Origin of the sequence: Proteiniborus sp., from assembly GCF_040308045.1 — a bacterium.
Taxonomy (GTDB): Bacteria; Bacillota; Clostridia; order Tissierellales; family Proteiniboraceae; genus Proteiniborus.
Genome location: NZ_JAWRHZ010000042.1, coordinates 22564 through 43366, shown reverse-complemented (window position 1 = coordinate 43366; position 20803 = coordinate 22564). Strand labels below are relative to the sequence as shown.

The window sequence follows — 20803 nt, the reverse complement described above, 5'->3', positions numbered from 1 at the left end:
ATGAAAATATGTTATTATTTAATATGAAATTTTAGAATGATAAGGGGGAAGCATTATGACATTACCAGATGCTACATATCAAAGTATCATGCATCAACTACAACACAACATACCTATTCGTAAAATTGCTAATAATGAACAAATATCCAAGACTACTGTCATGAAATTATCAAAACGTTTAAAAAGTACTGGCTCAATTATACCAAGTAAGAAAAAAAGAAAATCAATATATGATCCATTTATCGAAAAAATAAAAGAGAGAATTCGTTACTATATATCATTACAAAAATCTCTATCCTATAAGAATCAGCAAAAAAGTATAACCTATGAAGATATATATCATAATCTTCAAGCTGAAGGTTTTCAAATCTCTTTATCAAAAACTAAAGAGCTTTTACGTCAAGAGAAAAACCGTTTGAAGAAAAGTTATCTTGATATCTTCTATGCTCCAGGAGAAATTGCTCAATTTGATTGGGGACAATCTAAAATCCAAATAGATGAAAAAACAAAAACAATATACTTTGCAGTTTTTGCTTTGCCATATAGTAACTATAGAAAAGTTTATATTACTGAAAAAATGGATAGTAAATCTTTTTGTTATGCCTTTAAAAATTTTGCGTATGATATGGGAGGTATACCTCCTGTTTTGCTTATTGATAACATGAAGATTGCTAAAATAAGTGCCTCATATAGAAAAAATGAGGTTAAACTTACAAGATTATTTACTGATCTATCATTTCATTATTCTTTTAATGTGCGTTTTTGTACACCCTATAAACCAAATCAAAAAGGAACAGTAGAAAATGCTGTTAAAGTTGTGAAAAACAAACTAATATCAACAAATAGTACATTTAAATCTATAGATGATTTAAGAAAATTTATCAATAAAACATTTGATGAACTAAATAAAAAAAAGCATCATGAAAAAAATGACACTTGTTATAATCTAATGCTTCATGAAAAACCATTATTTAGTCCATTACCTCTGAAAGAATACATTTATTTTGATGAAGTAGAACGCAAAGTAAGAAATACTTGTTTAATCTCTTTCAGAGGAAATAGCTACTCAGTACCTGAAGAATTCAAAGGTGAAAAGGTCTTAGTAAGATATGCCGATAAAGTGCTATACATACTTTCTAAAAAAGAAGATATCTTAGGAAAATATAAAATTAGCAAAAACAAAAAAAAGAAAAAGTACAGAATATGGCATATGCTGCACAAGTTAAAGGTAAAATCTGCTGGTTTTGATAATAGTCGTGAAAAAAGATCTATGCCTAGTTGGTTACAAAAGCTTTATGAAAAAACATTTAACAAAAACACAAATGATTTTATAGCTTTATTAGAAATCATTAAAAAATATCCAAAGAATACCATGAAAAAAGTATTGCGATTAAATGGTAATGATTATTCAAGCTTAACTATTGAAAAAATACTTGATTCAATATTGCTTATATATTAATTCAATTAATCTAAAAAATGTCCCTTGAAAATTTCAAAAAATCTATTTTATAATCAAGGGCTTTTTATGCTCTTTTTTATTTTCAGAATATTGTGTATTTTATTTTTGCTTTAACCCTACTTAATTTTTAATTATTTTTAGCTCAATTTGTACCACTTTTAAACAAACTTTTGTACAACTTTAGAGATAGATTTAACCATATAGAAATAGGAAGGGAAAGTTACTATCCTTTTATCAATTTAATTTCTACATAAATCTTTTTATGGCCTCAATGGCTAATAATATCGTTCATGGTACCTGGCAAGGATGCCATATGTTACACCTTCCCTATGATTCCTATTACAAGTAATATAAGGCTTACTAAAACACTTGGGATTATTACCCACTTAATCCATACAGGATATTTAAGTAGGCTTTTATCTACCTTTGTATTTACAGCAAACGCTTGTATGTCATCATCAGTTGCCCCATTAGCTTCCATTTGCTCTACAGTATTATTAAAAATTTCCCTAAGAATTCTAATTCGATAATGGCGTACATAAGAGTTTACAGCATATGTAATGATGAGTAGTGTAACTGACAAATAAAACAATATCATCTGCCCATTAGTAAAATATAAAATTGATGCTATGATATATGCTATAAAGCTAATTATCGAAATCATATTGTTATCCTACCTTAATTAGTAATTACATGGATTTTACTATTCTTGGTTCTTGAGTTCAAACCGCCACGAGTCCAGGACCCTTACCAGGTTTTGCTACCCACCAATCACCGAAACTACCCCATGACTCAAAACCATTATCAAAATCCCAGCAATCAAATTACCCACTAATATAGCTGGAAACGCCCACTTAAATCTCATATCAAGTAGTGCAGCTGCAAGACTGCCACTCCATACCCCTGTACCAGGAAGAGGAAACTTATCTTTTCAATCTCCTTTTAACCTTACCAACAACATTCCCAACTTCCTCAACCTTAAATACATAGCACAATATCAAATACACTACTACTCCAGCTCCAACAGCCATCAATAACGATATCAAATTATATAATTTAGATACTCCAAGCATCCTATATAATCCATGATAAATTAAATATGCAACTACTCCCATAACTCCAGAAGCTAGTCCAGTTTTAAGAAATGTAGTTATATATCCCTTAGTTCCCAATGACCCAATCTTCTTTTTTAATCCATACAACAATAGTATAGTAGCAATAGTAGTAGCTATACTTGTAGCTAGTGCAAGGCCTGAATGAGCCATGAATTTTACTAGGATTAGGCTGAGTATTATATTAAACCCTACAGATATAGCACCATTAACCATTGGTGCTTTTGTATCTTGCAATGAATAATATACTCTATTTAATAGTAATGTAACTGACATTCCCAATAACCCTATTGAATAAAACATAAGTGCTTGTGAGGACATTTGGGTAGCTATTACATCAAAGGATCCTCTTTCAAATGCTATTTCTATAATTGGTTTAGCTAGTGCTATCATTCCTACACTTGCTGGTATTATCATTATCATTATTATGTTGATACCGCGTCCCATAACTATTTTAAGATTATCTATATTTCCATCATTAGATTCTTTTGAAAGCAAAGGAAATATTACAGTTGTAACAGCCGTAATAAACACCCCTAAAATCAGATTGATTAGTCTATTGGCATAATTTAATGCAGATATACTTCCAACCTCTAGACTAGAAGCTAGTGTTCTATCTACTATTGCATTAAGGTCATTAATAGCCACACTAATTAGTACTGGTACGCTTAAGATTAAGATTCTTTTTACATATACATCTTTAAAGTCAAATATTAATTTATATTTAAATCCACTTTTTATTGCATCAGGTATTAAAATTATGACTTGTGATGCAACAGCAATTGTACTAGCTACCATTAATCCCACTATACCAAATTTAGATGAAAAAAATAGTAAAAATACTATATAAACTAAATTTCTAGGAAATCCCAATGCAGAAGAAGTTGCAAATTTATTTTCACTATGTAGAAACCCAGTAAGTACACCTACAATACCACTAAATAATATCATTGGCATAGCAATTCTATTTAACTTAACTGTTAGATCAAATTGCTCACCAACAAAGCCTCTAGCAACTATCCTTACTATAATTGGAGAAGCTATCCATCCTATGATTAATAAAATAATTGATATAATAAATACAACATTTATCATATTATTAGTATGTTCAATTTTTCCTATTTTCCCCTCTTTTGCTTCTACCTCCGTTATCACAGGAATAAATGTTGTTGATATAGCATTACTTATCAAACCTATTATTAATCCAGTAGCAGTAATAGCTATAAAATATGAATCTGTTTCCATACTTGAGCCAAATTTAGATGCAATAAGCATTTCTCTGATAAATCCAATTAATTTACTTCCGAAAGTAAAAAATACTATTATTAAAGCCGATTTAGTAGCTTGCCTTGATTTAGTCACATTTATCTCCAACCCTCTTAATAAATTCTATTCAATATATAACATGGTTTCATTCCAATCAAAATAATGTATCAATTTTATATAAAGGAATATTTATCTCTTTGTTAGTATTTCTTATTACTGTTACAATCCCCCTTCCAATATAACCCTTGCTAGAATAATGTAACAATATAGGAAATTTAGCTTTTGAAATAAACAAAGCACTTTCTTTATGTATTTCTCCAATGATTAGATATATATTTTTTGCCCTTTTCCTCAATAGATAATACTTTTTATTTAAACAAACATACTTTAGTAAATCTATATTTTTAGAATTTGTATCATTTAATAACCATTCAAAATATTTCTCATCGACTTTCATTATTTCTTTTGAATTTATTATTGGATTGAAAATTTTATACCTTCTTCTGCTATGTATCTTCCACCCCATTTTCAAATTACCTGGTAAAGAATTATCATTTGGAAAATTATAAATCAAAGTATTCTCTTCTATATTCTTTAATCCCTTATCATTGATTTTAGTAAAAATCCCATATCCTCTATAGTCCTCTAATACTGCTGTATCACATGGTTGATATGCTTTCATCCCTTCAATGTCATTTCTCCAAAATGCTCTAGCACCGACACATTTATTATCTAAATATGCCAAAATTATTAAAGACTTTCCATAGATATTATCATTATACTTCTTTTCAAACTTCTTTACACTATAGCTATTTTTGAAAACACGATCTTGAGTATTAATGAAGTCTAAAACTTCTTCTTTACGAATGTTATCAGTCCATATTGCTTTTAAAATAATATCTTTAAAAGGTTTCATTGTTTCTCTCCTCTAGCAGATTTTCTGATTCTATTAATAGTAGAATAGTATAAATTATATCGTCCTTCTAATTTATTAATAAATTCTTTCATAGAATCTTCATTTTCAATTCCTACTCTTCCAAATACTTTAATATCATTTTTAGTAATTATTGATACTCCATCTGAAGTGTATAACCTATCATAGACTCCCAGCTTTTCTATGTAATTTATAATACTTTCATTATAATATCCATAAGGGAAACAAAAGTCTTTTGTAATTAAATTCGTTTTTTCCTTTATTATTTCATTTGACTTTATTATTTCTAGATTGACATTACCGTCATCTATGGTTCTAGCATCTATATGATTAAATGTATGTGCACCAAAACCAACTATATTACTCTCTTTCATTTCATTAACCATATCCCATGTTAAGTAATTTTCTTTTTTACCTATAGCTCCCACTTCTAAAAATATATTGAACTTAAGATCTAATTCTTTCATTATAGGATATACTACTTCATAATTACTTAACCAACCATCATCAAATGTTATTAACACATTGTTTTCTCTGTCTAGATATTCTTCTTTTTTTAAATCAGAAAAAGTTAAGGTATTATATATGTTGTTTTTTATATACTCCATTTGTTCTTTGAATTTATCAGTTTCAATTTTCATATAACTATGACCACTACTAGCAACAACATCATGATAGTATATTAAGTTTAAATTTTTTTTTGTAAACCAACTTAGCAAATATGATATTTTAAATAGCATTTTCTTTATTATCTTCATAACATTTCCTCCTTTAGACTTTAATATAGTTCCCATCTAGTGATTTTTTAATAATTCATTCCTTAGTTAAGTTTAATGATAATCCTAAATGAATCCATAAAACCATACTTGCTAAATTTCCAATATTGAAAAACATAGATTCAAAAAATGAAAATGCCAAGAACGATATGTAAATAGATAATGTTATATATAGACGTACATTATTATCTGTTTTCTTTATTTTCTTAATAATATCTATTAATAAATAGGCCATAATAATTATAAATATAACTGTACTTACTAAACCCCAACTCATAATGGATTTAATATAATAATTATGAGGATTTATAAAACTTCGATTTGATCCTTTTCCAAAAAGTACCTGGCTTGCAGTGAATCCTTCGAAAGGACTTAGCCATAACTCTGCCCTCCCTGATAAAATCGAATTTATTTTTACAAATGAGATATTTTCTATATTAAATAATAAAACCAAAAGTAATATAGACACAGCAATAATGGAAAAAGCTTTTAATATTTTCATTAATAATTTAAAGCTTTTTCCCTTACTGGAAAAATAAAATCCTACTATAATTATTGTAAAAATTATTAAAGTATACAACGATGTCCTCGAATCACTTAAATATAATAAACTTAAATTAAATATAAGTGGTATAAAATATCTTTTTTCCCCTTTTAAATATATTAAACTTAGAGAACTAATACCTCCTAACATTGCATAAGATCCTAGTGCGTTTGAATTAGTTAAAATTGATTTATATCTAAGTCTATTTCCATAATTTGTATAAGTTAGACCTGGGTTATTATAACCTATAGCTACGCTAAGAAGCAAAAGTAAAGTTAGTATCTTATTTATAAGAATTATGAATTCCATATATTTATTTTCTGTATCTATATAATAAGGTATAATACAAAAAGATATTAAAAACATAATTATCAAGCCCGAAATTTCACTAAATGTTATAATTTTATCTATACTAGTAAAAGTGCTCAAAACAGCAAAAATAAAATATAATCCAAATAGAAATAAAATAACAGCATCAGTTTTTTTTATGCTTAATTTATTTATATATATATTAGTTATCCATAAAATAACTATCACTATAGGCATAATCACTTTTCCAAACCTTATAATATCTGTTGCAAAAATGCTTGAACTAAGAAAATAAAGTATTATTAAAATAGCAATATTTGTTTTAAATAATCGTGAAATTTTAGTCACCACCTATATAATGTTTTTATAATCTAGCCTCTTTCGACTATTTAATTTTACCAAACATAAGATTTTTTAATTCTACACTATTAAAAGGATTAAAAAATAAAGCATTCTCATAGTCATCTAATATCTCTCGTGAGAAACTACAATCTGATGCTAATATCATTCCTTTATGCAGCTTCGCCTCTAGCATTGGTAATCCAAACGTTTCTATATATGAAGGAAACACTAAAATTGATTTTGTATAGTACTCAAATACCTCTTCCCTTGAGATTTGACCTATGAAACTAATAGGCAATCCAAGATCTACAGTTTTACTATATAAAGAAGTAATATGATCTGTTTCATCTCCTTTTAATGTAAAGATGACATGAAAGTCTATGGTAGCTTCTTTTAATAATTCTTCACATGCATCAACTATAACTCTATGGTTTTTATAATATCCACTCCCTGCAGGATAAAAAAAAGTCCTCCTACTTTCTGAATTTGCATTATAGAATTTTTTTGGCTCTATATTAACTTGTGGAGGTCTTACTTCTATTTTTTCTTTATCAACTTTTATCATTTCAAGACATTTTTCTTTCATCCACTCTGTTTGTACTATTATATTGTCTGCCTTTTTAATAGAGTTTATTATTCCCTTTCCTATAATATTTTGATAAACCCATAGCTTTTTATCGTCTATAAATTTAAATCTATAATCTACAAATGGTAAAGATTGATGTACATATAAAGTCTGATTAATACCCTTAACTCTTGGAATTGTTAAATTTTGTAGTGATAGTACCTTATCAGCACTATATTTTTTTACTAATTTATGTGCAATAAAATAATCAAAATACAATCTATGAAACCAGCTTTTTTTGATCCACGGATATCTTAATATCTTAACATTCTCTCTTGATTCCAGTCTAGGCTTACTTACAACAAATATCCATTCAATATTCTTATTTTTTTGATTAACTGCATTCTCATAATATTCATTAAGTATTGAAAGAGCCCCACCTGATTCAGCCGGTACATCAAATACCATTATCTTCATCCTACTCCCCCCATACAACTCTATTCACATAATCTGTATAAGACAATATTATTCTAAGCACCTTATCAGACACATTAGGCATACTATAATCCCTAACTAACCTTAATGTCTCTTTTTCTTGAATTTCTAAAACTTCTAGCCCCTGAAGAATCCTCTCTTTCTTAAGCCCCACCATCATAACTGATGCTTCTTCCATAGCTTCTGGTCTTTCATGAGCTTGTCTTATATTAAGAGCTTTAAAACCAAGAATAGATGACTCTTCACTAATAGTTCCACTATCACTAAGAACTGCTTTTGCTTTGATTTGAAGTTTCACATAATCATTAAAACCTAAAGGTTTCATTGTTTTTACTAAAGGATTAAATTCAATGCCCTTTGCTTCAATCATCTTTCTAGTCCTAGGATGTGTACTTACAATTAGAGGCATTTTATATTTTTCTGCTACTGCATTTAAGCTTTCAACTAAATCTAAGAAATTAACTTCTGAATTAATATTTTCTTCTCTATGTGCAGATACAACAAAATATTTTCCTCCTTCAAGTCCTAACCTTTCAAGTACATCTGATTTATCTATATCATCTCTTCTAGAGTTAATAACTTCAAACATTGGGCTACCCGTCTTAATAACTCTATCAGCAGGTATTCCTTCTCTTAATAAGTATTCTCTTGCTATATCACTATAAGTAAGGTTAATATCAGCTGTATGGTCCACAATTTTTCTATTTGTTTCTTCTGGTACCCTCTGATCAAAGCATCTATTACCTGCTTCCATATGGAATATTGGAATATGTCTTCGCTTAGCTGCAATGGCGCATAGACAGCTATTTGTATCTCCAAGCACTAGAAAAGCATCTGGCTTTACTTCTTCCATAATGGGATCTATCTTTATAAGAATATTTCCTATAGTTTCTACTGCTGTTCCAATAGCTGCATTAAGGAAGTAATCTGGTTTCTTTAACTTGAAATCTTTAAAAAATACTTCATTTAATTCATAATCATAATTTTGTCCCGTATGAACTAAAATATGTTCTATTGCTTCTGACTCTTCTAATTTATTTATAACAGCTGACAATCTAATTATTTCAGGTCTTGTTCCTACAACTGTCATCACTTTTAACTTCTTCATATGCTCTATACCTCCAAGTAGTAAGTATCCGGTTTTTCTGGATCAAATTGTTCATTGGCCCACATGATAGTAACCATATCTGTATCTCCAAGATTTTCTATGTTATGTGTGTAGCCAGTAGGTATATCTACAACTTCCATCTTTTCTCCACTAACAACATACTCTATGATTTCATCAGAATCTATCTTCCTAAAACGTATAACCCCTTTACCACTCACCACAAGAAACTTCTCATTTTTAGTGTGATGCCAGTGATTCCCTTTTGTAATTCCAGGTTTAGAAATATTCACGGAAACCTGCCCTCTATCAGGAGTCTTTAAGAATTCAGTAAATGAACCCCTATTATCCACATTCATTTTTAGTTCATAGCTAAATTGTTCTTCTGGTAAATAACTTAAATATGTACTGTATAGCTTCTTAGTAAATTCATTAGACATATCTGGTATATAACGTTCTTCCCTGCTTTTTCTAAATGAATAGATTAAATCAGCAATATCCCCAAGGGTAATAGTATGAAATATTGGTACTTCACAAAAGTCTCCATTTTTATTTTCATCACCATCGAGAGCATTAATTAATTCGTTAACCACATCATCTATATACACAAGGTTCATTACAACACTTGGATCGTTCACAGTTATAGGTAAATCATGAGCAATATTATGGCAAAATGTTGCTACAGCGCTGTTATAATTTGGCTTGCACCACTTTCCAAATACATTTGGAAATCTATAAACTAATACTTTAGCTCCAGTTTCTTTACTATAATTAAATAGCAAATCTTCTCCATACTTCTTACTCTTTCCATAGGGATTATCAAGTTCAGCTTGAATTGATGATGAAATCATTACCGGGCAGTTATTCCTATATCTTTTAAATGTGTCAAGTAGAGTAGATGTAAACCCAAAGTTGCCTTCCATAAATTCCGATTGTTCTTTAGGGCGATTTACTCCAGCAAGATGAAATACGAAATCAGCTTCCTTACAGTATTCTTCAAGTAAAATAGGATCAGTATCTCTATTGTATTCATAAATATCTGTGTATTTTCTATTTTTAAGTTCTGCTACTAAGTTTTTCCCGATAAAACCTTTTGCTCCTGTTATAAGTATCCTCATATCTTATACCAGCCTTTCAGATTTATTTAGAAACCTCTTTTGTAATTGCTGCTTCATTTCTAGCTGTAAAATACTCTAATTCCTGTCTTACATATTCAAGTGATAATAACTTTTCTTTAATTTGTTCTATATTCAATCTTTCAGTGTTATCAGAATTGTACTCTTCATCAGTTGAAAGTTTTTCGCATCCTTCTACAAAATACTTATCATAGTTAAGATCTCTTTTATCAGCGGGAACTCTATAGAATCCACCCATATCGTCAGCCTTTATATATTCTTCCTTAGTAAGAAGTGTTTCATATCTCTTTTCACCGTGACGAGTACCAATAACCTTAATTTCATTATCAGCATTAAATAGTTCTTTAACTGCTTGTGCCAAATCGCCTATAGTAGAAGCTGGTGACTTTTGAACCATGATATCGCCCGCTTCAGCATTTTGGAAAGCGAAAACTACAAGTTCAACAGCTTCTTCAAGACTCATCAAAAATCTCGTCATATTAGGGTCTGTTACTGTCAAGGGTTGTCCACTCTTAATTTGTTCAATAAACAATGGTATTACAGAACCCCTTGAAGCCATAACATTACCATAGCGAGTTCCACAGATAAGAGTTCTATCAGGGTCTACTGTCTTTGATTTTGCAACAAACACCTTCTCCATCATAGCCTTTGAAATTCCCATAGCATTGATAGGATAAGCGGCTTTATCAGTTGAAAGGCAGATTACCTTTTTTACACCCATCTCAATTGCACCAGAAATAACATTATCAGTACCTAATACATTGGTTTTTACCGCCTCTAACGGGAAAAATTCACATGAAGGCACCTGCTTTAAAGCTGCTGCATGAAAGATATAATCCACCCCATGCATTGCATTCTTTACACTAGCAAGATCTCTTACATCCCCAATATAGAACTTAAGTTTATCGTCCTTATAAAGCTTTCTCATATCATCCTGTTTCTTCTCATCACGAGAGAAAATACGAATTTCTTTAATATCCGTATCCAAGAATCTTTTCATAACAGCATTACCGAATGATCCAGTACCACCTGTAATTAATAAAGTTTTATCTTTAAACATGTTTTTCCTCCTGCAAAAAAATATTATCTATATAACTAGTACGATTTTTTGAAATGCTTTTTAATAAATCATTATATTTAGAAGTCTGTGCTTTTCTTTCTAATTGTTGCTCAGCATATTTTCTAGCATTATTTGATAAATCATCTAATTCATGCTTGTTGTTGTAATAATATTTAATGATTTCAATTAATGATTCCTTCTGAAAACTATCTACAATGGCTCCAAGACTACTATTTTTTATCTCATTCGATATATAACTATCTGAATCAAACATACCGAGCAATGGACTTCCCGCAGCTAGGATTTGGCCAATTTTAGATGGTAACGCAATCTTCGTCATATCTTTTTCAAGTGAAACTAGTTCTAAGTCTCCTAGACTATAGGCGCTTGAAATTAATTCTATTGGTTGTAGTGGAAAGAGAAAGGTATTTTTTAACTCTCTTCTTTTTATACTTTTCTCCATACTATCTTTATAAGATCCATTTCCTATTATCACAAATTTAATATCATTGTACTCTTTATCAAGTTCTTGGGCTGCATCTAGTATTACTTCCCAATTTTGAAATAATCCAATGTCACCAGCATAAGAAATATAAAAAGACTGTTTATCTAAATTGAATTTTGAAAACAACTCATTATCACAACGATCTACTTTTTTTATTCTATGTATATCCACCCAATTTTGTATAACTTCTACTTTATCTTTACTACACCCCTGATCAGTAATGGTTTTTTTCATGTCTTGGGAAATTGTCACAATCTTATCGTTATGCTTATATACATTTTTCTCAAGTTTTCTTAATAACTTAACTAGTATATTTTTTTCACTCAGTTTTTTCATTTTTATAAGTGTATCTGGAAATAAGTCTTGCGCATTATATAGCGTTGGTGCTATTTTGCTTAATTTAGACCCCAATAACCCTAAAAATGGAGGTGTACTATAAATATATATAGCATCAGCTTTATGTTTTTTCACCTCTCTGTAAATATCAAAAGTTAAAAATACATATTTTATCATGCGAATAAATAAACCCTTGCCTTCTCCCATTTTTGAACCAACTCTAATTACCTTTACGTTATTAGAAACCTGTTCAATTGGATGTTCCAAGTAATACTGTCTAACTTCTTCAGTTATTCTTCTAGAAGGAAATCCTGTTATGACAGTAACATTATTGTTATGTTCGCCTAAATCTAAAGCTAATTCGTATAACAAAGAATGCCTTTCCTTAGCTAAATGTCCCACAAGAAATGTAATATTCATGATTCTATCTCCCACTTAATTATTTTCATGGATGAGTTTGTAGAAATAAACCTTACCCAAATTTGCATCTTCATTAACATAATTCTGCCACCCAAACTTCTCGTAAAACTTTATAGCTCTTATATTTGTATTGGGCGTCTCTAGTATGATAGATTTATAACTTCTTTCTTTTGCAACTTTTTCGAAACCCATTAACAATTGTTCCCCAATACCTAGGTGTGAGTATTTTTCTAACACGGCTATACCTGTTAATCTTAAGATAGGTTCTAGAGGTATATTCACATCTTTTACGCTTTTTGAAGTATGATCTACATTATTTTTCTTATATTTAAACTTTGCAATCAATCTTTTTATAGCAGATTTATACTTGTATAAAAACTCACCACTAAATAACAGATATGGTCTTCTTAAAAGTTTCCATACAATTCTATTCATAATATATTTATTCATTTGATTTTTGTACCCTTCTGGTCCCCCATAAACTAAACCTAGCATTTTACCATGAATATCTTTAGCACAAACTGTAACTGCATCTTCAAGTTTGAGTAAATATTTAAATCTTTCAGCGAGGTAAATCCTGGAGAATCTACTGTCAGAAAATAAATGTTCAACGTGTATTTGAATGAAAGAATCTAGATCCTCTTTACTAAAACTTGAAATAATAATCTCTTCTTTCAAATCTATTTTTACTTGTTTATCATTCACTCACATAAATCTCCTTTTCTATATAGAAATTACAAAAAGTATTTAGTCGTATATTGGCATCAACCACTTTTTATAATTTTTCATATTACCTGTGACAGTCTCTATGTAAATTTTTTGAATTTCTCTTGTTATATCACCTTGTTCACCATTTGAAACTACAATACCATCAACGTTAGTAACAGCAGCTATTTCCATTGCTGATCCACATAAAAAAACTTCGTCACATATATATAACTCTGTTCTATCAATATCTCTTTCTATAACTTCAATTTTTAATTGTTCTTTTGCTAATTTAAGAATTGTGTCTCTAGTAATACTCTCTAATATTGATGCTGTCATCGGTGGAGTTATTAATTTACCATCTCTCACAATAAAGAGACATGAACCTGGTCCCTCAGAAACCTTTCCTTGATTATTTAGAAATATAGCCGAATCATACCCATTCTCTAAAGCTTCCATTTGAGCCATCCTACTATTTATGTAGTTAGCACCAACCTTAACTTTTGGAGATAGATTTCGATCACTAATTCTTTCCCAAGAACTTATACAACATTTCATTCCCTTGCTTTTCTCCAAATCATTTCTTGACTTAGCTATAGGTGCAATAAACATATTAATTGGGCCCTTTGAACTCCAAGTACCAAAACCATCAATAAATACCGTTTGACGAACTTGAATATCCTCTTTATACTCATTTGCTCTTACTACATCAATTAAACCTTGTTTTAATTCTTCTATAGAATATTTTTCTTCCATTCGAAACATCTTCATTGAATTTTTTAGTCTCTTATAATGCTCCTCTAAACGAAACGCATATAATTGTTGTTCTTCTTCATTCCAATAACAACGAATACCTTCAAATACATTTGCTCCAAATTGTGATGTCGGTGATAATACATTTATAGTTGCTTCCTGAAGTGGTACGATTCTACCATCTAACCAAATAAGTCTATTACCATTTCTAATTTTCACTTAAATCTCCCCCCACTCATTTATTGATTCAAACTAGTACTTTTCTCTTTAGTATTCTGTTTTAAATCATAGCTACCTTCCATTTTGATTACTTTAAATATAGTTAATATAAAAATCTTCAAATCTAATAATAAACAAACTTTATCCACGTAATATAAGTCGTACTTAAATTTTTCTTCCCATGAAAGTTCATTTCTACCATTTACTTGTGCATATCCTGTAACTCCGGGTCTAACCTCAAATCTTCTTTTAGCATCAACTGGATAATCATCATATTTATATGGATGATATGTAACTGGAGGCCTTGGCCCAACAAAACTCATATCTCCTTTTAGAATATTGAACAATTGAGGGAATTCATCTAAGCTTGAATTTCTAAGAAACTTCCCAATTTTAGTTACTCTTGTATCATTTTCATATGAATCAAGGCCAGTACCAATTTTTTCTGCATTCTCTACCATCGTTCTGAACTTATAAATAGTGAAGTGTTTTCCATCTTTTCCAACTCGTTGCTGCTTAAAAATAATAGGCCCTTTAGAATCAATTCTTATTAGCACTGACGTGATAATCATAATTGGTGATAATAATATTAAAGCAATGATGCCAAGAATTATATCTAAAATTCTTTTAATATATTGATACATATCGAATTGTCCCCTTATATTTTTATTTTATATTTATGTTTAATTAACGTCTTGCTAGTCCTTTTATTAAACCACTTCTTTTTCTACTTCACCCACTATTTTAGATACTACTCGCTTAACTTCTTGTTGATTTGCTTTATAAAAGTCCTTAGACTTATCTATTAGCGTAGCTTCAAAATTCCTTATATCCTTTATCCCTTTAGCAAATAGCTTGTCTACTTCTTTTACATCACTTACTTTATTTACATTACAAAAACTTCGTGAAAGAATAACCATGCTTGACGATATACGGTAATGTTCAGTTATTATTTTTTCTGCCCTCAAGGTTCCTTCTCCAATTTGTGCAATTCCTCCAAAACCATAGGCAATACCTTTTTGTCCTATCTTATTACAAAGCATCTCTACGGTACCATCAGCTAATAGTTCAAACATAAATTTCATATTATATCCGAGATGTAGGTCATTAAGTCCTATATGTACATAATCAATCCCATTAATCGATAAAATTGAATCTATATTATCAACTGCTTCAGGGGTTTCTAATAGTAGACAGACTTTACATCTTCCATCAACATATTTAATAAACTTTTCGACTTCATGCTTAAATTTAAAAAATGGTAGCATCACAATATCAGCACCATCAGCTATAACCTTGTCAATTTCATCTTTTGAACCTTCATAAATTGGATTAACTCTTACAAGCAGCTCTGCTTTAGTTAATACTTGTCTAATCTTCTTTACATCCTCAATACTGTGGCGTGATATAACAGTATCCAAATGGCCTTGTCTTTCTTCTTTACCATTAATCTCAAGGTCAATAAATATCCAATCCACACCGTTTTTTTCAGCTATTTGAGCTACATTTTCTTTGTTTGTTATATACATCAACTTTAAAGCCACAATATTTCCTCCCCAACAAAATCTATAAAATAACTAAAATACCAAAAACCCATACAACACCTATAATTCCAATGCATTCAGCGATTTCGCTGATTGAATGGTTATACCTGTAACCATTCTGTAATATTCCAACTACATACTCAAGCAATAGAACCCTTGCTATTACTACATTTGCGCCCTTGTTATTACTACATTTGCACCCTTGTTATTCTTTTCCGATACTCACGACGATATATACATCCAATCAAAAGTTTCCGAATTTATCGACCACCATCTACCACCAACTCTTCAAACCCTTTATTTAACTAGCTTTCAGCGGTGGTCAATGATTTTATATCTACCACCATTAATCACTCATTTTTCTTCTCTAGACTCTATTGCAAGATATTCACTTCCATCATCAACAAGAATCTTCATTTGACTTATGGCAATCTTGTTTAACTTTTCAAGCCTCTGGCTCTGTTCCATACCATCATTAATCAAAACTGCATTTAAGCTCTCAAGGTTCGACAAGCATACCAATTGAGATACGTTAGCATAATCTCTTATATTTCCAGCCTTATCTGGATTGTTCTCTCTCCATTCCTTTGCAGTCATACCAAACAAAGCCATATTGAGTACATCCGCTTCAGATGCGTAGATAAAGTTCTTTTCTTTCCCACTCAATTCTTTAGGTATAATATTTTCCTTAATTGCATCTGTATGAATTCTATAGTTAATCTTGGTCAAATTTCTTTTAATGTTCCAATCTAATTGTCCCTGTTCCTGATCTTTCAGCCTTTGAAACTCTTTTATGAGGTACAGCTTAAATTCAACCGATACCCATGATGCAAACTCAAACGCAATATCTTTATGAGCATATGTTCCGCCATATCTTCCTGGCTTAGATACAATACCAATTGCATTGGTGGCTTCAATCCATTTTCTTGATGTGAGAACAAAGCTATTTAATCCTGCTTGATTTCTAAACCCCTCGAATTCGATGGGATTAAAATCTGGGTTATTGAGTTTTTCCCAAATCCCTAGAAATTCAATGGTGTTTCGATTTCTTAACCAATTTTGAATAATATAATCTGTTCTTTTTTCATCCTTATATTTTGCAATATCAGTAATAGAAATATAATCTTCATTATTTACTGTGTTGATGACAACTTCTCTTCCTTGAACATCTATTTTCTTATTTTTAGGCGTCATGGTTGTCTCCCCCTTCATCACAGCATTCTTAAGTATTTTTCACCTATTCTTAACCATTTGAACTTGTAATTATTTCTTACATGTTCATGAGTAGTTTATCATATCATTTTGAACTCATCGAAATTTTCGAGTAGTTGCTCAGACCTACATATTGCATAGCAAACTTTTTTCTTGACATTTCTTATGCTACATATTGTGGTTCTGATTACTTCACCATACTCACGTCGATATATACATCCAATCAAAAAGTTTGCTTTTTTATCGACCACCATCTACCACCGTATTCTGAAACCATTGATAATACTAACTTTCATCGGTGGTCGATGATTTCCTATCTACCACTTTTTCGAAAGTGCCTATGCAGTATATTGTATTTGAATACTTATTCTCCGCAATATATGTACTTTTTTTTGGTCATCCTTACATCATACCACCCTTAAAGCCAAGGTACTTCCTCCCCTGGCCCTTCATCTTCATCGCCTTCACTTCCATCTTCATGCACACTGCGCTTTGCTTTTCCATTTTTATAACTGATCACACCACCGGTAGGGCACACCTCATCAAAATTCTCGGTCAGAAATTGATTGAACAAACTGTCCTCATGGTCATTTTCAAGTAGAAAAGCAGAGTACAATCTTTCCACGGTTTTTCGATTCGCATCACACACTCTTTCTTCTGTCATGCCTATCAATCCAGTTAATCTGGGAACAGCAATTGCTGCAATGATTCCTAATATTGCTATCACAATAATTAATTCTACTAAAGTAAAACCTTCAGATTTTTTATCCATTGTTCTCACCTCAAAAAATATTTATCAACTTGAACTGTCAAGTAATCCTTGACAGTTGGATTTTAAACCCCATCTAATTCGATGGAATTAACCCTTTCCTTGTTCAAGTTTCTTCTGCACACTTTTTACATGTTCAATAAAATCTCTCTCTACTTTTGTTAATTGATCTTTGCTTCGTTGTTTGTACTTCTCATACTCTAATTCAGCTTTTATTTTAGCCTCTTCATGACTGATCTTTCCCGAATGATCCAGCAATTCACTTCCACTCATTTTTATAAAGTCATCTAATTTCTCTATCCAGTCCTTCATATACATTGGCCTTTGTCGAATGGCTTGGAGTTCAGCAAATTCTAAATATGCGGTGACTAATCTATTCAAAATCTTAATTTCATCTTCCTGTAAATAATTCTTGGCGATGGATGCATCGGCTTTTCTTAAACTTTTTCCATCAAAGGATGTCATTCCCATGAAGTCCTTTTCTGCATCAACACGCAAATAAACAATTTCTGCAGCTGTATGCCCCCGCCCTCATTTACTCGCAAAAAATCACATTCAAGATATTTTTTTATGCTTTCTTCCCTCAATTTATCTTTGTTTAACTGGTATTTATGATAATGTTCATCGTATTCAACACATAAATCAATTTCTGGAAAATAAAAATCAATTATATAACCATTAATTCTATATTGATATTCAAAGCTTACTATCCCATACAAGGCTTTCTCGAGTATCTCTTTAAAGTTTCTTTCTTTTATTGGCCGTACTTGGAAATCTAAATTTACATCATATTTTTTATTTAAATGTTTAATCATATCATTGAAATTATCAAGATTATTACACCTCATAGATATGTCAAACAAGGTTACTAATGGATAGTGTTTAATATTACGACTTATTTCTCTACTGCCTTCAATCCGCGTGATTCTAAATTCCCAAACTTTAAAATTACTGTTAATCCTTTCAATCTCTTTTAGGTGCCAATTTATTGAAGGTACTTCATCACCTGGTGATACATCTGTATCGTCATCACTTACATCTTCATGATTTCCTTAACCTAAATATTTTTAATGTGGAGACAACTGTTAATTATCTTATTTTTGTGACCCCAGCCCATAGCTTCGCCCATTCACATAATTTCCATTATGCTACATAGCTTGCTATGACCTTTAATACTTCCATTAGGGCCGAAACACCTAAAGTTTATATCAAAGTTTGTCCACTAATTCTATACCAAGTTCTACAATTCTTTCTTCATTCATAAAGCGTAATCTTACTTTTGCTCTACCTTTTCTTGCATCTACTTTAACAATTTGACCTTCAAGTCCTACTAAAGGTCCTGAGGTAATTTTAACTTCATCATTCTCTTTATACAGTGTAGAAATTCCGATATTATTCTCTTCATTGTCTATAAGAATTTTTAGAACTTCTAGTTCTCTTTCATCTACTGTTAATATTTCTTCTTCATCTCTTAATAACTTTATAATACTTGGAATCTCTTTTATTTTATAATATGTATCAATATCTACAATTCCCTTTAAAAGCACATAACCAGGAAATAGTTTTCTCTTTATGTTCCTCCACTTTCCTTCTTTTCTTTCTTTAAGCTCTCTCGTAGGAACAATTGCTTTAAATTCATTGCCCAGTTCTTTTTCAATTATTTTTTTTGCCTTTTCTTCTTGATTTGTCTTTACAAATAACACATACCAAGAATCTTTGTTTTGTAGGTTCATATATTTGCCTCTCTTTTTAATTGATTAGCTCTTCCCTTCCCCCACATACACAAAAAGCCATATTTCTATGACTTCACCTATCCATCTATAAGCTTTTCTATTTAATACAACATATTTCCCTATACTAGGATGTCATCTGTCTAGGTGAAAAGTCCTGAACAAATATAATTATACTATTAATTCTTGGTATTTTCAATGAATTAGGGGAAATTTTAACTAAACACCGATTCTCATTTTTTGACATAATTCGACTTTGACATTATGGCATAAATAATGGGGACACCCTAACTAATATAGAATGTCCCCAAAAATTAATGGAGGAATTGCTTTACACCTTTTACATATACATCTTTTAGATTCCATAAACCATCTATTATGAGTAAATCTGCATCTTTGCCTGCTTCTATTGAGCCTTTTTTATCATAGACCCCAATATATTTTGCTGGATTTTCTGATGCCATTTTTACTATATCTCCTATGGATGCATCTATGTTTTTAACTACATTTTGAACTGAGCCTAAATATCCTAGCTCTAAGTCCTTTACATTTTCATAGTCATATTTATAGATTCTATCTTCTCTGCCATCATCATAGGTTAGTTTTAAATAATCTCCATCAGGTGAAAATGTACATTGTCTAATATAATGGTGGAATGGCTTCTTCACATGGGCTAGACCTACAGCATCTGATGTTAAAAATATTCTCTCAGGTCCCTTTAGCTTATACATTATTTTAAAAGCTTCAGGCTTAACAGTCATTCCTGTTTGCTTTGCAAACTCTGCATACATATCATCAAAATACATAGCAGCTCCAGCCACGCCTAATCTTCTATGATGGAATCCTCTCATACCACTAAAAGTATGAGTGAATCCGCCTAATCCATAGTCCTTTAATGCTTTTATATCTTCAAACTCAGCAGCACTATGACCTATAGATATTTGTATTCCTTCTTTATTTACGTATTGAATAAACTCTAAGGAGCCTTCTAGTTCAGGAGCCATTGTAATCAGCTTTATGTTTTCTTTTCCAGCACTTTGGAAGAATTGCTCTAGTATTTCTATAGAAGGAGTTAAGCAATATTCTTCTTTTTGCATGCCTTTAAATTCTTTGTTAATAAAAGGTCCTTCTAAGTGAAATCCTAATATATCTGCTCCTTTTTCAGGGCTGTAGTTTTCTATAGCTTTTTTACCTTCTACAAGCTGAGAATTTATTTTCTCTAATGAATCAGTTCCTGTAGTCGGTAAATAGGAAGTCACTCCTTCTTTTACTAGTTCCTTTGACATGTTTTCTAAGGATTTTTCGGTACCTTCATGGACAAATGAACCTGTAGCCCAGCCATGGATGTGAAGGTCTATAAACCCAGGTACAATTATATTGTCCTTATAGTCTACAAATTCTCCTTCAAATTCTTCAAAGATTCCTTTAATCTTTCCATCTTCTATTTTTAAATATCCCTCTTTATAACCTTGGGGAGTATATATTCTTTCTGAATATAGGTACATAG

At 30.6% G+C, this 20803-nt stretch carries 22 protein-coding genes and 1 pseudogene; 1 reads left to right on the top strand and 22 read right to left on the bottom strand.

All coding sequences use genetic code 11. The features are described 5' to 3' along the window. The first annotated feature begins 55 nt into the window (after positions 1 to 55). Positions 56 to 1459 carry an IS21 family transposase gene (gene istA / locus ABV008_RS08900; RefSeq protein WP_352419470.1) on the top strand — a complete coding sequence of 468 codons (1404 nt, stop codon included), beginning with the start codon at positions 56 to 58 and terminating at the stop codon, positions 1457 to 1459. A gap of 316 nt (positions 1460 to 1775) precedes the next feature. Here the strand turns inward: istA and ABV008_RS08895 are convergent, their stop codons facing one another. From ABV008_RS08895 to nagA, 22 genes and pseudogenes are all read right to left on the bottom strand, one after another. Further along, positions 1776 to 2123 carry a hypothetical protein gene (locus ABV008_RS08895; protein ID WP_352419469.1) on the bottom strand — a complete coding sequence of 116 codons (348 nt, stop codon included), beginning with the start codon at positions 2121 to 2123 and terminating at the stop codon, positions 1776 to 1778. A 96-nt stretch (positions 2124 to 2219) separates the two neighbouring features. Continuing rightward, a pseudogene (locus tag ABV008_RS08890) lies at positions 2220 to 2369 on the bottom strand (small multi-drug export protein); the annotation flags it as partial. Positions 2370 to 2382: 13 nt separating this feature from the next. After that, the gene (gene murJ / locus ABV008_RS08885) at positions 2383 to 3933 is read right to left on the bottom strand and encodes a murein biosynthesis integral membrane protein MurJ (protein WP_352419468.1); all 1551 of its coding nucleotides are present in this window, start codon (positions 3931 to 3933) and stop codon (positions 2383 to 2385) included. A gap of 58 nt (positions 3934 to 3991) precedes the next feature. Then, positions 3992 to 4753: a GNAT family N-acetyltransferase gene (locus ABV008_RS08880; protein ID WP_352419467.1), complete on the bottom strand. Its 762-nt coding sequence runs from the start codon at positions 4751 to 4753 to the stop codon at positions 3992 to 3994. Beyond that, entirely contained in the window at positions 4750 to 5529 is a 780-nt protein-coding gene (locus ABV008_RS08875; protein ID WP_352419466.1) for a polysaccharide deacetylase family protein, read from the bottom strand. Before ABV008_RS08875 ends, ABV008_RS08880 begins: the two co-directional genes overlap by 4 nt. Before the next feature lie 55 nt (positions 5530 to 5584). Continuing rightward, positions 5585 to 6751, bottom strand: a complete 1167-nt coding sequence (locus ABV008_RS08870) for an O-antigen ligase family protein (protein ID WP_352419465.1) — start codon at positions 6749 to 6751, stop codon at positions 5585 to 5587. A 34-nt stretch (positions 6752 to 6785) separates the two neighbouring features. Further along, entirely contained in the window at positions 6786 to 7784 is a 999-nt protein-coding gene (locus ABV008_RS08865; RefSeq protein WP_352419464.1) for a glycosyltransferase, read from the bottom strand. Position 7785: 1 nt separating this feature from the next. Then, positions 7786 to 8910 carry a non-hydrolyzing UDP-N-acetylglucosamine 2-epimerase gene (gene wecB / locus ABV008_RS08860; protein ID WP_352419463.1) on the bottom strand — a complete coding sequence of 375 codons (1125 nt, stop codon included), beginning with the start codon at positions 8908 to 8910 and terminating at the stop codon, positions 7786 to 7788. Positions 8911 to 8915: 5 nt separating this feature from the next. Beyond that, complete coding sequence (locus tag ABV008_RS08855; protein ID WP_352419462.1) at positions 8916 to 10025, bottom strand: capsular polysaccharide biosynthesis protein CapF; 1110 nt, start codon at positions 10023 to 10025, stop codon at positions 8916 to 8918. Positions 10026 to 10047: 22 nt separating this feature from the next. Then, the gene (locus tag ABV008_RS08850; protein ID WP_352419461.1) at positions 10048 to 11103 is read right to left on the bottom strand and encodes a polysaccharide biosynthesis protein; all 1056 of its coding nucleotides are present in this window, start codon (positions 11101 to 11103) and stop codon (positions 10048 to 10050) included. Continuing rightward, positions 11096 to 12364, bottom strand: a complete 1269-nt coding sequence (locus ABV008_RS08845; protein ID WP_352419460.1) for a glycosyltransferase family 4 protein — start codon at positions 12362 to 12364, stop codon at positions 11096 to 11098. Before ABV008_RS08845 ends, ABV008_RS08850 begins: the two co-directional genes overlap by 8 nt. Before the next feature lie 15 nt (positions 12365 to 12379). Beyond that, positions 12380 to 13069 (bottom strand): GNAT family N-acetyltransferase, encoded by a 690-nt coding sequence (locus ABV008_RS08840; protein ID WP_352419459.1) that lies wholly within the window; start codon positions 13067 to 13069, stop codon positions 12380 to 12382. Positions 13070 to 13111: 42 nt separating this feature from the next. Further along, entirely contained in the window at positions 13112 to 14041 is a 930-nt protein-coding gene (locus ABV008_RS08835) for a branched-chain amino acid transaminase (RefSeq protein ID WP_352419458.1), read from the bottom strand. A gap of 20 nt (positions 14042 to 14061) precedes the next feature. Next, a complete protein-coding gene (locus ABV008_RS08830) occupies positions 14062 to 14685 on the bottom strand; it encodes a sugar transferase (protein WP_352419457.1) in 624 nt (207 codons plus the stop codon). A 66-nt stretch (positions 14686 to 14751) separates the two neighbouring features. Then, positions 14752 to 15585, bottom strand: coding sequence for an aldolase/citrate lyase family protein (locus ABV008_RS08825; RefSeq protein ID WP_352419456.1), 834 nt, complete (start codon positions 15583 to 15585; stop codon positions 14752 to 14754). 354 nt (positions 15586 to 15939) lie between these two features. Further along, positions 15940 to 16779, bottom strand: a complete 840-nt coding sequence (locus tag ABV008_RS08820) for a KilA-N domain-containing protein (protein WP_352419455.1) — start codon at positions 16777 to 16779, stop codon at positions 15940 to 15942. A 98-nt stretch (positions 16780 to 16877) separates the two neighbouring features. Further along, positions 16878 to 17048, bottom strand: a complete 171-nt coding sequence (locus ABV008_RS08815; RefSeq protein WP_352419454.1) for a hypothetical protein — start codon at positions 17046 to 17048, stop codon at positions 16878 to 16880. 167 nt (positions 17049 to 17215) lie between these two features. Continuing rightward, positions 17216 to 17569: a prepilin-type N-terminal cleavage/methylation domain-containing protein gene (locus ABV008_RS08810; RefSeq protein ID WP_352419453.1), complete on the bottom strand. Its 354-nt coding sequence runs from the start codon at positions 17567 to 17569 to the stop codon at positions 17216 to 17218. Between the two features lie 87 nt (positions 17570 to 17656). Continuing rightward, positions 17657 to 18064 (bottom strand): RhuM family protein, encoded by a 408-nt coding sequence (gene rhuM, locus ABV008_RS08805; RefSeq protein WP_352419452.1) that lies wholly within the window; start codon positions 18062 to 18064, stop codon positions 17657 to 17659. Beyond that, on the bottom strand, positions 18028 to 18381 hold the full coding sequence (locus tag ABV008_RS08800) for a DUF559 domain-containing protein (protein WP_352419451.1): 354 nt from the start codon (positions 18379 to 18381) through the stop codon (positions 18028 to 18030). Before ABV008_RS08800 ends, rhuM begins: the two co-directional genes overlap by 37 nt. Before the next feature lie 393 nt (positions 18382 to 18774). Further along, positions 18775 to 19299, bottom strand: a complete 525-nt coding sequence (loaP, locus tag ABV008_RS08795) for an antiterminator LoaP (RefSeq protein WP_352419450.1) — start codon at positions 19297 to 19299, stop codon at positions 18775 to 18777. Between the two features lie 311 nt (positions 19300 to 19610). Continuing rightward, entirely contained in the window at positions 19611 to 20801 is a 1191-nt protein-coding gene (gene nagA / locus ABV008_RS08790) for an N-acetylglucosamine-6-phosphate deacetylase (protein WP_352419449.1), read from the bottom strand. Positions 20802 to 20803 lie beyond the last annotated feature (2 nt).